Origin of the sequence: Salinimicrobium soli, assembly GCF_048323655.1 — a bacterium.
Classification (GTDB): Bacteria; Bacteroidota; Bacteroidia; order Flavobacteriales; family Flavobacteriaceae; genus Salinimicrobium; species Salinimicrobium soli.
On the sequence record NZ_JBLUWW010000001.1, the window covers coordinates 232,947 to 246,038 of the forward strand.

Sequence of the window (13,092 nt, forward strand, 5' to 3'; positions counted from 1 at the left end):
TTTTACAGGACTTTTTCTAAAAATCCTGAATGGTGGCCTTATTTTTTAAACTGAAAAATTCCCCTTTTTCAAAAGCGGTGCCTACCACTACCATATCTGCGCCGGCAGCATAAGCCTTTTCCAGTTGACGAAGCGTTCGGATTCCGCCGCCCACGATCACCGGAATCTGAACTGCCGTTTTCACAGCACTGATTATTTCCGGATGCACCGGTTGCAGTGCTCCACTTCCGGCTTCCAGGTAGATCAGCTTTTTTCCCGAAAACTTTCCGGTCAGGGCAGTATCGATGATCAGGTTGGGATCTTGTTGGGAAATTGGGCTGGTACCACTCACCCGTTGTACGGCACTCTCCTTTCCACCATCTATCAGGATATATCCTGTGGGAATGATCTCAAGATTTGAATTCCGAAGTTTTCCCACAGATTTGATCTGTTGACCTATCAGGTATTCGGGATTTCTTCCGGAAAGCAGACTTAGAAAAAGGATAGCATCGGCAGCAGCCGTTATGTGGGTATGGTCTCCGGGAAACAAGATGACCGGCAGCGAAGTTTCAGCTTTAACCGTCTTTACACAAGTTTCGGTACGGCCATTGGCATCGGTACTTCCGCCAATAAGAATATGAGTGGTGTTCTTCGGGAGCTTCCGAAGAAAATCTGCGGAAAGGTTCGGGTCAAACTTATCAGGGTCGATCAGCACGGCCAGCATTTTTTCCCGGGACGCTACCGCCTGCTTGATTGCCTTTAAAAACCTCATTCTTTTTCCGGATTTTCATCTATGGAAAAAGCGTAGACACAGGTAAAGCCTTCGAATTCCAGAAACTCAAAATCATACCAGCTGGTCACGCCCTGAAAAAAGATCTTTCCGGTGGTCTTTTGATCATCAAAATCAAAATCGGTAATATTAATATGCTGCAAAAAGCTCACTTTTGGCTTCGCATATAATTTGTAGACCGCCTCCTTGGCGCCCCAGACAATCGTCAATTTCCTTATTAGGGCATCTACATTGGCCAAAGTGCGATACTCTTCAAGAGGTGTGAATTTAGGAGCGATGAGGAGGATCTTTTCCCGCTGTTTTTCAATATCGATACCTACTTTACGGTCTCCTACAATAATGGCTGAAAACGTAAAAGAGTGGGTGATCGAAATATACTTCCCGTCCCTTAAATGCGGCTTCCCCTCTTCATCGTAGTAAAGATCGTGGTCGGTATATCCCTCTTCGGCCAAAAGGTGGCGCACACTCATAAAGCCGCGGCGGTGAATATCGCTTTTCATGCCATCTACCCGCTCCCGGCAATGAGCCGTAAGATCTATCCCCCGGCTTAGGTACTCATAAGATTCTTCGATCTTCCAAATGAGGACTTTAGTTCCGGGATTTATTGTTATTGTTTTGTAAAGGGGCATAAAAAACTGTTAGATATTCAGTACTTTTGCACTTCTGAAAATGCTAAATCAAATATAATAATATGTCAACGAAAACAGTACCCTATACTGCGTATAAAGTAAAAGATATTTCCCTGGCCGAATGGGGAAGAAAAGAAATAGAACTTGCCGAAGCCGAAATGCCGGGCCTTATGTCCCTTAGGGAAGAATATAAGGACGAGCAGCCATTAAAAGGTGCCCGAATTGCAGGTTGTCTTCACATGACCATTCAAACAGCGGTATTGATCGAGACCCTTGTAGCTCTTGGTGCAGAAGTGACCTGGAGCTCCTGTAACATCTTCTCTACCCAGGATCAGGCTGCGGCTGCGATCGCTGCTGCCGGCATTCCTGTTTATGCATGGAAGGGAATGACTGCGGAAGAATTTGACTGGTGTATAGAGCAAACTCTTTTCTTTGGAGAAGAGAGAAAACCACTGAATATGATCCTTGATGACGGAGGTGATCTAACCAATATGGTTTTTGACAAATACCCTGAACTTGCCGAAGGGATCAAAGGACTTTCAGAAGAGACCACTACAGGTGTTCATAGATTGTATGAGCGCATGAAGAACGGAACTCTTGTAATGCCGGCCATCAACGTGAACGATTCGGTTACAAAATCGAAATTCGACAATAAATACGGATGTAGAGAGAGTGCTGTAGATGCTATTCGTCGTGCAACCGATGTGATGCTTGCCGGAAAACGAGTAGTGGTTTGTGGATACGGAGACGTTGGTAAAGGAACCGCAGCTTCATTTAGAGGTGCTGGCTCTATCGTCACTGTTACCGAAATTGATCCTATTTGTGCCCTACAGGCAGCTATGGACGGTTTTGAAGTGAAGAAACTGGAAACAGTACTTCCTAAAGCTGATATCGTGATCACTACCACCGGAAATAAAGACATCGTAAGAGCCGAACACTTCAAAGCGATGAAAGACAAGACCATTGTAGCCAACATTGGGCATTTTGACAATGAGATCCAGGTAGCCTGGTTGAACGAAAACTACGGAAATACGAAAGTAGAGATCAAACCACAGGTAGATAAGTACACTATCGATGGAAAAGATATCATCCTTCTTGCTGAAGGCCGATTGGTAAACCTGGGGTGTGCAACAGGACATCCAAGTTTTGTAATGAGTAACTCTTTTACCAACCAAACGCTGGCACAGATCGAGCTTTGGAAAAACAATGGAGAATACGAAAACAAAGTTTATATGCTTCCAAAGCATTTAGATGAAAAAGTTGCGGCTTTACACCTTGAAAAGATCGGCGTTGAGCTGACGGAACTTTCTGAGGAGCAGGCAAAATATATTGGCGTAGAAGTAACCGGACCATTCAAACCGGAATACTACAGATACTAAGACTTAAAAAAAGTCAAAATACAATCCCCTCTAAAATGTCATTTTTGGAGGGGATTTTTTTATATGTCCGGATTCATGAACCAGGTGATGAGCAAAATGACCAGCACCAGAATTAGAGCGGCTAAAAAAAGGAAGATCCATCTTTTCATAGGCTTTCGGGAAGTTGATTGATTTTGATGTGTTTGTACCCGCAGGTATCCGGTCTCGTGCAGTATTTCCCGCGCCTTCTCCCTGTCTTTTTCATTGACCTGGAAACGCTTTTCGGGAATTGGTCTTTCTCCTGCAGGAGGTGGTTTTTCTTCCTGCAGCTGGAAGTCTATTTTACTCTTTTCAAAAAGGCTTTTTAAGACCGAGACCTCACTTTTATCTGTGGTAGTATATACAGTTATATATCTCATGGCGACCATGGATTAGTAACGACCTACTTAAAGATACAAAAAAACCCCTTCTGAATTAACAGAAGGGGTTTTTAAACTTTTAAAAGTAAGCTAATTAAGCCTGGAACGGTTCAATAGAAACGTAAGACTTATTGTCTTTCTTTTTAGTGAATTTTACGATACCATCAACTTTGGCATGTAATGTATGGTCTTTTCCTGCATACACATTCTCTCCTGGATTGTGAGCAGTACCTCTTTGTCTAACGATGATATTTCCGGCTACGGCTGCCTGTCCACCAAAGATCTTAACACCAAGGCGTTTCGATTCTGATTCTCTACCGTTCTTGGAACTACCAACTCCTTTTTTGTGAGCCATTTTCTTTCGTTTTTACGGTTATACTTAGCTTAAAGCAGCAATTAATTCGGCTTTTTTCATGGAAGAGTAACCTTCAACTCCTTTTTCTTTAGCCATTTCTCTTAGTTCGGCAACTGTGTGTGAACTTAAGTCTTTTTCAGAAGAAGTAGTTTCCTCTTTTTTAGCCGAAGTAGATTTTTTAGAACCTGATACAGAAATTCCTTCAATAGAAATCTCGGTTAGTGCCTGACGGTGACCATTCTTAACACGGTAACCTTTTCTTCTTTTCTTTTTGAAAACAATTACTTTGTCTCCTTTTAGGTGCCTGGTGATCTTAGCTTCAACCAAAGCTCCGTCTATAGCTGGGGCGCCTAAAGTGATGTTATCTCCGTCACCTGTCAGAAGAACTTTGTCAAAGGAAACCTTGTCTCCTTCTTCTCCTGCCAAACGGTGTACAAACACTTTCTGGTCTTTTGCAACTTTAAATTGCTGCCCTGCTATCTCTACAATTGCGTACATAGCGAATTAATTAAGGGTTTATTTTTCACTGCCTGATATTTTTCAAGCGGGTGCAAATATAACCCTAAATCCTTAATTTGCAAAGTATTGTTTTAATATGTGTGTTTTCTTCCTTCAGCAGTGTTCCAGCTGTCTTTAAGCAACTGCATAAAGCTGAGAGCCAGCACAAAGGAAGTGGCAAAGCCCATAAGGGCGACCGTGAAGACCAGCATGCCAATATTTACAAACCAGTCTGCTTCCCACATGGTAACAAGTTCCTTGGAAAAAGTGGGGTTCAATTCACTTGCATAGATAGCAAAAAATGCAGTGAAGATAATGGTCGCAATGAATCCTGTAGAAAGACCGGCCGTAAAGCCTTTTTGGTACTTGAATTTAGCACCTTTTTGACTTCTATATTTTTTGATGGATAAATACATGCCACCCGCTGTGATCACAACATTAAAAACACTGTAGACCGGATATTTATGGAGGCCAAAGATTGCAAGGATCAAAAAATAAGCAATTAGTCCAATTGCTATGTAGATTCCATACATCAATGGTATAGAAGATCGTTTCATGAGGTGTTGTTTTTGGATTACTCGTTTGTATAAATTTCCAAAAAATTAAAGGAACTCTCCCTTAACAGCTTGTTAATTTAGCCTCATACCCCAAACCTACTCCAATTACATTTAGCTTTTATGTAACAATTATCTTCTTTTTAATACTTATAATAGTATATAATTAAAAACCGAGTAAAAATGACCAACAGAATTAAATTAGCGGCCTGCGCTTTCTTCCTGTGTGCTATAGGGATAGCACAAGAGGTGGAATTCACTCAATACGAGCTGGATAACGGGCTGGATGTTATTCTCCACCAGGATAATACAGCCCCGGTTGTGACCACATCAGTAATGTACCACGTGGGAGCAAAAAATGAGAATCCGGAAAGAACCGGATTTGCCCACTTTTTTGAACACTTACTTTTTGAAGGAACTGAAAATATTGGGAAAGGGGAATGGTTCAAGATCGTTTCCTCTAACGGCGGAAGCAATAACGCAAACACCACCGATGACAGAACCTACTACTATGAGATCTTTCCTTCAAACCAGCTAGAACTGGGACTATGGATGGAATCAGAAAGAATGATGCACCCAATTATTGACCAAAAAGGAGTAGATACTCAGAATGAGGTTGTAAAAGAGGAAAAAAGGCTTAGGGTAGATAACGCTCCATACGGGAATATTTTAGCTGAAGTTAAAAAGCGCCTTTTTGAAAAACATCCTTACCGTTGGTCTACCATTGGTTCCATGGAACATCTTGATGCAGCGACCTTAGAAGAATTCCAGGCGTTCAATGAAAAATTTTACGTTCCTAACAACGCTACACTGGTAGTGGCCGGAGATATAGACATCGAAAAGACCAAGAAGATGATCGAAGACTACTTCGCACCTATCGAAAAAGGAGCTGAGGTTCAACAGATCGATATTAAAGAGGAACCTATTACTGAAGAGATCTCAGGAACGTATTACGACCCAAACATTCAGATCCCGGCGATAGTTTTAGCCTACCGTACTCCCTCAATGAAGGAACGCGACGCTTACGTATTGGATATGGTCTCCTCTGTACTTTCTGATGGAAAATCTTCCCGTCTTTACAAAAAGCTGGTTGACGATCAAAAACAAGCCCTTCAAATAGGAGCTTTCAATATTGCCCAGGAAGATTATGGACAATATGTGGTTTTCGGACTTCCGCTTGGAGATACTCCGCTTGATACTCTTACTGCGGAAGTAGATGAAGAGATCAGAAAACTGCAGACTGAATTGATCAGTCAGAGAGAATACGAAAAACTTCAGAATAAATTTGAGAACAGATATGTGAACTCCAACAGTAGTATTGCCGGTATTGCCAGTTCTTTGGCCACTTACCACACGCTATATGGCAACACAGAACTTATCAATGAAGAAATTGACATTTACCGTTCTATTACACGTGAGGACATCAAAAGGGTAGCAAACGAATACCTTAACGAGAACCAGCGTTTAGAACTGAAGTATCTTCCGAAGCAAGAAGAAGCTGCCGAATAACACAACACTAATCACACTTAGAAAATGAAGAATAAAATTATAGCAATAGCAGCCTTACTTCTGGCCACAACCGGAATTCAGGCACAAATTGACCGAAGCCAAATGCCCGAACCGGGACCGGCTCCAGAAATAAACCTGGGAAAACCAGATTCCTTTACCCTTAAAAACGGATTAAAGGTGCTGGTTGTTGAAAACCACAAATTACCACGTGTCTCCATGACCCTCACAATGGACAACCCACCCCACACTGAAGGCGCAAAAGCCGGAGTTGCAGGAATAATGGGTGCCATGTTGGGTGAAGGAACCAAGGACATTCCTAAAGACAAGTTCAATGAAGAAATAGATTACCTGGGAGCGAATGTTAACTTCTTCTCCTCCGGGGCATCTGCCAACACCTTGTCAAAGTACTTTCCGCGCATCACCGAACTGATGTCTAAGGGAGTTCTTAATCCGAATTTCACTCAGGAAGAGTTTGAAAAGGAAAAAGAAAGAGCTCTTGAAGGATTGAAAGCTTCTGAAAAAGATGTGGCTTCCAATGCAAGAAAGATCAGCCGTGCACTTAGCTATGGAAAAGATCACCCTTACGGGGAATTCGAAACTGAGGAGACTATTAAGAACCTTAGCCTGGAAGACGTAAAGAAGTATTACCAAACCTATTTTGTTCCTCAGAACGCCTACCTGGTTGTTGTGGGAGATGTAAAGACAAAAGAAGTTAAAGACCTGGTTGAAAAGTACTTTAAGAACTGGAAACAAAAAGAACTTCCAAAATCACCTATGCCTAAGGTGGACAACGTAGCCCAGACAGAAATTGACTTTGTTGACTTTCCAAACGCAGTCCAGTCAGAGGTTCAGGTAACTAATACGATCCAGCTTAAAAAAGGAGATGCCGATTACTTTCCTGTATTACTTGCCAACAAGATCCTAGGTGGTGGTGGAGAAGCACGTTTATTCCTTAACCTGCGTGAAGACAAAGGTTATACTTACGGCGCCTACTCAAGTACCGGAGACGACAAATATGTTGCCCGTTTCTTAGCAAGCGCAAGTGTGCGTAACGCTGTGACCGATTCTGCTGTAGTTGCCTTCCTTGATGAGCTTTATCGCATCAGAGATACTAAGGTAAGCCAGGAAGAACTGGAGAACGCGAAAGCAAAATACACAGGAGACTTTGTACTTGCATTGGAGAGACCATCTACAATTGCTCAGTACGCGTTAAATATCGAAACTGACAAGTTACCTGCAGATTTTTATCAGACGTACCTGAAAAAGATCAATGCTGTTACTCCCGAAGATATTCAGAGAGTGGCTAAAAAATACTACCTGGCTGATAATGCCCGTATCATTGTGGTTGGTAAGGGAAGTGAAGTTGCTGAAGATCTCGAGAATCTTACTTACAATGGAAAAGAAATTCCTGTTAAGTACTTTGACAAAAACAGCAATCCAATTGAAAAACCATCTTTCAAGAAGAAAGTAGCAGCAGACATGACTGTCGAAAAAGTGTTCGATAAGTATATTGAAGCTATTGGCGGAAAAGATGCGGTTAATGATGTCAAATCTGTCTTTGTTACGGCCTCCGGAACTATTCAGGGAATGACCATGGATATGGAAGCAAAGCAAACCAGTGAAGGAAAGTCTTCAACTGTAATATCTGTGGGCGGAAACGTGATGCAGAAAAATGTTTTCAACGGAACTGTTGGATACAATATGGCCCGCGGACAAAAGGTTCCTTTTACCGAGGACCAAATAGCAGCAGCTAAAATGGAAGCTCACCCTTTTCCTGAACTAAAAGCCAGCAATGCAACATTGGAAGGCCTGGAAACAGTAGACGAGGAAGAAGTTTACGCGGTCAAAATGAACGATAACACCTTCAATTACTACAGTACAAAAACGGGTCTTAAAGTTAAACAGGTGAAAATCGTTGGAGAAGCACCTCAAACAATGAGTGTTCCTATGATATTTTCTAACTATCAGGAAGTAAACGGAATTAAATTCCCATTTACATATCTACAGGAATTACCTCAGGTAAGTATTGAGCTTAAGGTAACCGACATAAAAATAAATGAAGGTGTCTCTGATGCCGACTTTGAATAAGTTGAATTAGTTCCCTACAAGTAAAGCCGGCCCAAAGGGTCGGCTTTTTTATTAAAAATATCACACAAGATTCCTGTAAATCAGGAATTGAAATACTTAAAGATTGAAAGATCTTTTACTGTTGAGCGAGCTCAGTTTTATCCTTTTGAGAAGGAATTTTTGATTTGGACTGGAGTTGGGCCAATTCTGCAGCGGCAAATTGCCAGGCTACCAACATAAACAAGGAGACAAATAGCGTAAACCCATAAAACATTCTCTTCTTCATATACGCGGACTTTAAAATTAGAATGGTCCCGTAAAGTTAATTAAAAGTTAAAAGCAACCAAAAGAAATCATAACTTTTTTGCTTTCTTATTGACAATCAGCACTCCCAGCAAAATCAGGAGTCCGGAGAAAAGTTGTAAAAGTGTGAAATTTTCTCCATCTAAAACTCCCCACCCCAAGGCGACAATAGGGACGAGATAGGTCACCGAAGTGGAAAAAACCGGATCGGAGATCTGAATTAATTTATTAAAGACCACTAAGGCTGCACCTGTTCCAACGATTCCGAGGACAGCCACGAACAACAGGGAAAGTTGTACATCTGGTGCTTTAAGTACTTCTGTTGAAAAGAATCCAGTGGTAGCAAGCACGATCAAAGCCGGAATGGCTATTACCATAAAATTACCTGTGGTTATTGCTAGGGCAGGGATACTTTGAAGATGCTTTTTGATCACATTGGCATTGAATCCGTAGAACAAAGAAGCCAGGATCACAAGCAGTGAATACCAGTAGTTTTGATTTGGATTGACAGCTGCCCCACTCAAAATAAGGGCAACTGTGCCTGCAAGCCCAACAAGTACACCAATGAATTTGGTTCTTATAAAAGCCGCTTCGAACATAAATATTCCTACCAGCATTGATAGCAAAGGGGTAGTAGAATTTAGTATGGACACGATCGCACTATCGATCTCTGTCTCTGCAAATGAGAACAGGTAAGCAGGAAAAAAGGTTCCAAAAAAGCCAGAAAAGGCGATCCATTTCCATTGCTTCCCCTTGATTTTCTTAAGGCTTCTAACTCCAATTAATAAAAGGAAAAGAGCTGCGAACACTGATCGCAAAGAGCCGACCTGCAAAGCTGTAAGCCCCACCAGTCCTTTTTTAATAAGAATGAAGGAACTTCCCCAAACAAGAGCGAGAAGGCAAAGAAAGATCCATTTCAGATTTTTTGGGGACATCCAGAAATTTTGCGGTAAAAGTCGCTAATAATTCAAAAACTGAAAGAGTTTTAATGGAATTATTCGATTTCCTTCCACTGCACAGTTTCCATCAGGTGCCGAATATCCTTTTTTAAATAAGCTGCGGCCGGCAGGATTGAATCAAAATTTGGTTTGGCGTTGAAGTATACGGAACCGGTCAAAAAATGCTTCACACTATCTGTAAGGTAGAACTGTGCCTGGGAAGCGGCATCACCTGTCACCTCATAGAACATTCCGTAGGTGTTATTGTAAGGATTGGTGTAGATATCTCCCTCAATAGCATCCGCCTTTATAGTGTGCTGCAAAGGCAATTTTTGGGCGTCAGTGAGCAGGGAATCAAGATTTCCTTCTACCGGCTGGTATGTAATAAATATGGTGCAATCCAGCATTTCATAGTGGAGATCTACCCAGCACTCTTTATTGACCCGGGGCTTTTCAGCCCGCGCCCAGTTGTTCTTTTCAAAGATATAGGGGCAACCACGATCCAAAGTTTCATATTCGGCCATAGGAAAATCCAGCGCGAGATAGCCCTTTGGTTTTGGCTGCGGATCTTCTCCACAGGCCGTAAAAAGTAAAATGAGGAGCATCCCTCCAATCAACTTTTTCATATTCCCGTGATACTAACTTTGATCTGTTTGATTCGCTTGTGGTCTATGACCTCGATAGTGAAGTTATAACGGTCAAAAAAGATTACATCGTGCTTCTTCGGAAAACTTCCCGATATTTCAAGAAGGAAACCCGCAAGAGTCTCCGCCTCCCCTTTGTTTTCTTCGAAAAGCGACGGATCATCAAGCTTGATCACCCGGTAGAAATCTTTCAATGGAGTTTTCCCCTCAAAAATGTAATTATTCTCATCAAGTTTTGAGAACACCAGGTCTTCATCATCAAATTCATCACTAATATCCCCAACTATTTCCTCGATAATATCTTCCAAAGAGATCAAACCGCTGGTACCGCCATATTCGTCTACCACTATAGCCAGGTGGTTCTTCTTGTTCTTAAAATCGTTCAGAAGATCGTCCAGTTTTTTGTTTTCCGGCACGAAATAAGGTTCCCTTAAAAGAGAGGTCCATTCGTAATCGCTTTGGTCAAGGTATGGCAACAGGTCTTTTACGTAAAGAATTCCGGTTACACTGTCTATACTATCCTTGTATACCGGGATCCTGGAATATCCATTTTCAATGATCTCCGGAATTATCTCCTTGTACGGCTGGTTTTCATTCAAAGCGAAAATATCCATTCGCGGCCGCATCACCTGCTTGGTGTCGGTGTTTCCGAAGGAAACAATTCCTTTTAATATTTTCTGCTCCTCCTTAGTCGTATCATGCTGACTGGTAAGTTCCAGGGCTTGTGAAAGTTGATCTACACTGATTCCGCTTTTTTGGTTTCCTAACCTGCGATGAATAAATAAGGTCACGGAACGCATTGGCGTACTTAGCGGTGAAAACACTGTGTCAAGTACGTTCAGCGGATAGGCCATAAAATGCGAAAATGCGATCTTATTTCTGCTGGCATATACCTTAGGCAGGATTTCCCCAAAAAGCAGGATTAGAAAAGTCACTACCACTACCTCAAGGATAAACTGCAGGTCAATCCCCATGACAACGGTGTCAATGTTCTTGAAAGCATCATCAGTCAGGTTGTCGAAAAGGAGAATGATCGCAATATTGATCATATTGTTAGCCACCAGAATGGTCGCCAACAACTTTTTGGGCTTATCCAGTAGGGCGATCACTATCTTTTCCTTGACAGATCTTTTAGATTCTTCTACTTCAAAATCTGAAGGGGTAAGAGAAAAGAAAGCCACCTCGGCACCAGAAACGAGGGCCGAAGAGATCAGTAAAAGTAGCGCCGCAACTGTACCCAGCAGTTGCGAAAAGTCAATAGCGTTAAAGAGAGAAATTAAACTGACAGGATCAGGATCCAAATGTTACGGTTTTAATTAGACTTAGAACGGCAGATCGTCCTCTTCTTCCTGGTTAAAATCCTGAGATGGACTGGCTGCCGTATTTTGCCGGGGCTGATTCTGAGACTGACCCTGTGACTGGTATGAATTTGAGCCGGCAGATTCTCCGGGACCGCTCTGGTCTTTAGGTGTCAAAAAGGTGAAATCTGTACACTGAATTTCAGTTGAATAGCGTTCATTCCCTTTTTCGTCCTGCCATTTACGGGTCTTGATACGTCCTTCAATATAGACCTTATCACCTTTTTTAAGGTATTTTTCGCAGATCTCAGCAGCTTTGTTCCGCACCACAATGTTATGCCATTCGGTGTTGGAAACGCGCTCTCCGCTGGTCTTATTGGTGTAGACTTCATTTGTGGCCAATGGAAAACGACCTACAGATCCACCTCCTTCGAAATAGTGCATTTTTACATCATCTCCGGTGTGGCCAATCAGCATTACTTTATTTAAGGTTCCGGTCATTTTAATTATAAGTTTTTTATTCAGATTCTAAAATAAGGAAAAATTGTTCTTATTGGGTTTTTCCTACTTTCATTTTTCTGCTTCGGAAGGATCCTATTCAGAAATCTTTAAAAATCAAAGGTATCAATAAAATTTTCGATTAAAACCGGCACCGGGTATTTATTTAATTCCTTCACCGAAACCCCTTCCGAAGGGAGGTTTTCGCAGTTTACAATCCAAAATTTAGTGTGGATATGTTGATGAGACAGTTTATGCACTACGGGAGTTTCATTAAAAAGCACCACTTCTTCCGAAGATTGTTGCGCATATTCCCTATATGCCTCTTCCTCCACAAGATCTGCCTGGCCTATCTCGGCCGTTGTCTCTACCAGGGGGAATTCATACAGGCCCTCCCATATACCTTTCCCCCGCCGCTGCTGTACAAGGGTCTCTCCATCATCAGACAAAAAAACAAGGTAGTTAAAATGCCTTTTTTTGATCTTTTGTTTCTTCAGCTTTACCGGCAGCTCAGCGATCCTGTTCTGATTAAAGGCAATACATCCCGAAGAAAAGGGGCAGCTAAGGCAATCCGGTTTTTGAGGAGTGCACTGCAAGGCGCCAAATTCCATCAATGCCTGGTTATGATCTGAAGGATTCTTCTTATCGATTAATTTCTGGGCCAGCTCCCCAAATTGCTTCTTACCTTCAGTAGAATTAATAGGAGTAGCGATCCCAAAAACACGGGAAAGTACCCGGAATACATTTCCATCAACTACTGCCACCGGCTCTTTAAAACAAATAGAGGCCACAGCACTGGCAGTATAATCACCTACTCCCTTTAATGAAAGTAGTCCTTTATAAGTATTGGGGAAATTGCCATCGAGTTCTTCAGCCACGTACTTCGCCGCTTTTTGCAGGTTTCGGGCCCGGGAGTAATATCCAAGGCCCTGCCACAATTTCAAAACCTCTTCTTCAGAGGCGCGGGCAAGGTCAAAAACGGTGGGAAATGCATTAATGAACTTCAAATAGTAGGGCATGCCCTGTGCTACACGGGTCTGCTGTAGCATTATTTCACTGAGCCAGACTTTATAAGGATCATTTGTACGTCTCCAGGGCAGGTCACGTTTATTTTCTATATACCAGCGTATCAGATTTTTACTAAAAAGCATCGCAAGAAATTCTCAGGTGCAAGTATAATTCTTTATTCTGTTACTATTTAATGGATTAGACTTGAAAAGTTGCAGATTTAATTCTTATATTTGCCCCTCGAA

15 protein-coding genes are annotated in these 13,092 nt (G+C 42.0%); 3 read left to right on the forward strand and 12 right to left on the reverse strand.

Annotation, left to right across the window (positions count from 1 at the left end; all coding sequences use genetic code 11):
- Nucleotides 1–16 precede the first annotated feature (16 nt).
- Together ACNORC_RS01090 and ACNORC_RS01095 are read right to left on the reverse strand one after the other, a co-directional pair.
- Entirely contained in the window at nt 17–751 is a 735-nt protein-coding gene (locus tag ACNORC_RS01090) for a phosphoglycerol geranylgeranyltransferase (protein WP_418333731.1), read from the reverse strand.
- Nucleotides 748–1,398, reverse strand: coding sequence for a 4'-phosphopantetheinyl transferase family protein (locus ACNORC_RS01095; protein WP_418333732.1), 651 nt, complete (start codon nt 1,396–1,398; stop codon nt 748–750). The genes ACNORC_RS01090 and ACNORC_RS01095 overlap by 4 nt, the downstream gene beginning before the upstream one ends.
- 62 nt (nt 1,399–1,460) lie before the next feature.
- Here ACNORC_RS01095 and ahcY point away from each other — a divergent pair, with 62 nt between their 5' ends.
- The gene (gene ahcY, locus ACNORC_RS01100) at nt 1,461–2,777 is read left to right on the forward strand and encodes an adenosylhomocysteinase (RefSeq protein ID WP_418333733.1); all 1,317 of its coding nucleotides are present in this window, start codon (nt 1,461–1,463) and stop codon (nt 2,775–2,777) included.
- A gap of 59 nt (nt 2,778–2,836) precedes the next feature.
- On the opposite strand, the gene ACNORC_RS01105 is transcribed toward ahcY, so the two are convergent.
- From ACNORC_RS01105 to ACNORC_RS01120, 4 genes are all read right to left on the reverse strand, one after another.
- Nucleotides 2,837–3,175, reverse strand: a complete 339-nt coding sequence (locus ACNORC_RS01105; RefSeq protein WP_418333734.1) for a putative signal transducing protein — start codon at nt 3,173–3,175, stop codon at nt 2,837–2,839.
- Nucleotides 3,176–3,269: 94 nt separating this feature from the next.
- Complete coding sequence (gene rpmA, locus ACNORC_RS01110) at nt 3,270–3,530, reverse strand: 50S ribosomal protein L27 (RefSeq protein ID WP_418333735.1); 261 nt, start codon at nt 3,528–3,530, stop codon at nt 3,270–3,272.
- A 24-nt stretch (nt 3,531–3,554) separates the two neighbouring features.
- Complete coding sequence (gene rplU, locus ACNORC_RS01115; protein WP_418333736.1) at nt 3,555–4,028, reverse strand: 50S ribosomal protein L21; 474 nt, start codon at nt 4,026–4,028, stop codon at nt 3,555–3,557.
- 92 nt (nt 4,029–4,120) lie between these two features.
- Complete coding sequence (locus ACNORC_RS01120) at nt 4,121–4,585, reverse strand: DUF4199 domain-containing protein (protein ID WP_418333737.1); 465 nt, start codon at nt 4,583–4,585, stop codon at nt 4,121–4,123.
- 180 nt (nt 4,586–4,765) lie between these two features.
- Between ACNORC_RS01120 and ACNORC_RS01125 the strand changes: the two genes are divergently transcribed.
- Nucleotides 4,766–6,091, forward strand: a complete 1,326-nt coding sequence (locus ACNORC_RS01125) for a M16 family metallopeptidase (RefSeq protein ID WP_418333738.1) — start codon at nt 4,766–4,768, stop codon at nt 6,089–6,091.
- Nucleotides 6,092–6,115: 24 nt separating this feature from the next.
- Nucleotides 6,116–8,179: a M16 family metallopeptidase gene (locus ACNORC_RS01130; RefSeq protein ID WP_418333739.1), complete on the forward strand. Its 2,064-nt coding sequence runs from the start codon at nt 6,116–6,118 to the stop codon at nt 8,177–8,179.
- Between the two features lie 115 nt (nt 8,180–8,294).
- Here ACNORC_RS01130 and ACNORC_RS01135 read toward each other — a convergent pair whose 3' ends face one another.
- From ACNORC_RS01135 to mutY, 6 genes are all read right to left on the reverse strand, one after another.
- Nucleotides 8,295–8,444, reverse strand: coding sequence for a hypothetical protein (locus ACNORC_RS01135; protein ID WP_418333740.1), 150 nt, complete (start codon nt 8,442–8,444; stop codon nt 8,295–8,297).
- Nucleotides 8,445–8,511: 67 nt separating this feature from the next.
- Entirely contained in the window at nt 8,512–9,396 is an 885-nt protein-coding gene (locus ACNORC_RS01140) for a DMT family transporter (RefSeq protein ID WP_418333741.1), read from the reverse strand.
- Nucleotides 9,397–9,455: 59 nt separating this feature from the next.
- The gene (gene gldD, locus ACNORC_RS01145; protein WP_418333742.1) at nt 9,456–10,025 is read right to left on the reverse strand and encodes a gliding motility lipoprotein GldD; all 570 of its coding nucleotides are present in this window, start codon (nt 10,023–10,025) and stop codon (nt 9,456–9,458) included.
- Nucleotides 10,022–11,344, reverse strand: coding sequence for a gliding motility-associated protein GldE (locus ACNORC_RS01150; RefSeq protein WP_418333743.1), 1,323 nt, complete (start codon nt 11,342–11,344; stop codon nt 10,022–10,024). The genes gldD and ACNORC_RS01150 overlap by 4 nt, the downstream gene beginning before the upstream one ends.
- A 21-nt stretch (nt 11,345–11,365) precedes the next feature.
- Nucleotides 11,366–11,842 (reverse strand): single-stranded DNA-binding protein, encoded by a 477-nt coding sequence (locus tag ACNORC_RS01155; RefSeq protein ID WP_418333744.1) that lies wholly within the window; start codon nt 11,840–11,842, stop codon nt 11,366–11,368.
- Between the two features lie 107 nt (nt 11,843–11,949).
- Entirely contained in the window at nt 11,950–12,990 is a 1,041-nt protein-coding gene (mutY, locus tag ACNORC_RS01160) for an A/G-specific adenine glycosylase (RefSeq protein WP_418333745.1), read from the reverse strand.
- Between the last annotated feature and the right edge of the window lie 102 nt (nt 12,991–13,092).

What these genes read in the sequence shown, in the direction of transcription:
- ACNORC_RS01090 (WP_418333731.1), bottom strand. Translation starts at nt 751, where the DNA reads ATGAGGTTTTTAAAGGCAATCAAGCAGGCGGTAGCGTCCCGGGAAAAA.
- ACNORC_RS01095 (WP_418333732.1), bottom strand. Translation starts at nt 1,398, where the DNA reads ATGCCCCTTTACAAAACAATAACAATAAATCCCGGAACTAAAGTCCTC.
- ahcY (WP_418333733.1), top strand. Translation starts at nt 1,461, where the DNA reads ATGTCAACGAAAACAGTACCCTATACTGCGTATAAAGTAAAAGATATT.
- ACNORC_RS01105 (WP_418333734.1), bottom strand. Translation starts at nt 3,175, where the DNA reads ATGAGATATATAACTGTATATACTACCACAGATAAAAGTGAGGTCTCG.
- rpmA (WP_418333735.1), bottom strand. Translation starts at nt 3,530, where the DNA reads ATGGCTCACAAAAAAGGAGTTGGTAGTTCCAAGAACGGTAGAGAATCA.
- rplU (WP_418333736.1), bottom strand. Translation starts at nt 4,028, where the DNA reads ATGTACGCAATTGTAGAGATAGCAGGGCAGCAATTTAAAGTTGCAAAA.
- ACNORC_RS01120 (WP_418333737.1), bottom strand. Translation starts at nt 4,585, where the DNA reads ATGAAACGATCTTCTATACCATTGATGTATGGAATCTACATAGCAATT.
- ACNORC_RS01125 (WP_418333738.1), top strand. Translation starts at nt 4,766, where the DNA reads ATGACCAACAGAATTAAATTAGCGGCCTGCGCTTTCTTCCTGTGTGCT.
- ACNORC_RS01130 (WP_418333739.1), top strand. Translation starts at nt 6,116, where the DNA reads ATGAAGAATAAAATTATAGCAATAGCAGCCTTACTTCTGGCCACAACC.
- ACNORC_RS01135 (WP_418333740.1), bottom strand. Translation starts at nt 8,444, where the DNA reads ATGAAGAAGAGAATGTTTTATGGGTTTACGCTATTTGTCTCCTTGTTT.
- ACNORC_RS01140 (WP_418333741.1), bottom strand. Translation starts at nt 9,396, where the DNA reads ATGTCCCCAAAAAATCTGAAATGGATCTTTCTTTGCCTTCTCGCTCTT.
- gldD (WP_418333742.1), bottom strand. Translation starts at nt 10,025, where the DNA reads ATGAAAAAGTTGATTGGAGGGATGCTCCTCATTTTACTTTTTACGGCC.
- ACNORC_RS01155 (WP_418333744.1), bottom strand. Translation starts at nt 11,842, where the DNA reads ATGACCGGAACCTTAAATAAAGTAATGCTGATTGGCCACACCGGAGAT.
- mutY (WP_418333745.1), bottom strand. Translation starts at nt 12,990, where the DNA reads ATGCTTTTTAGTAAAAATCTGATACGCTGGTATATAGAAAATAAACGT.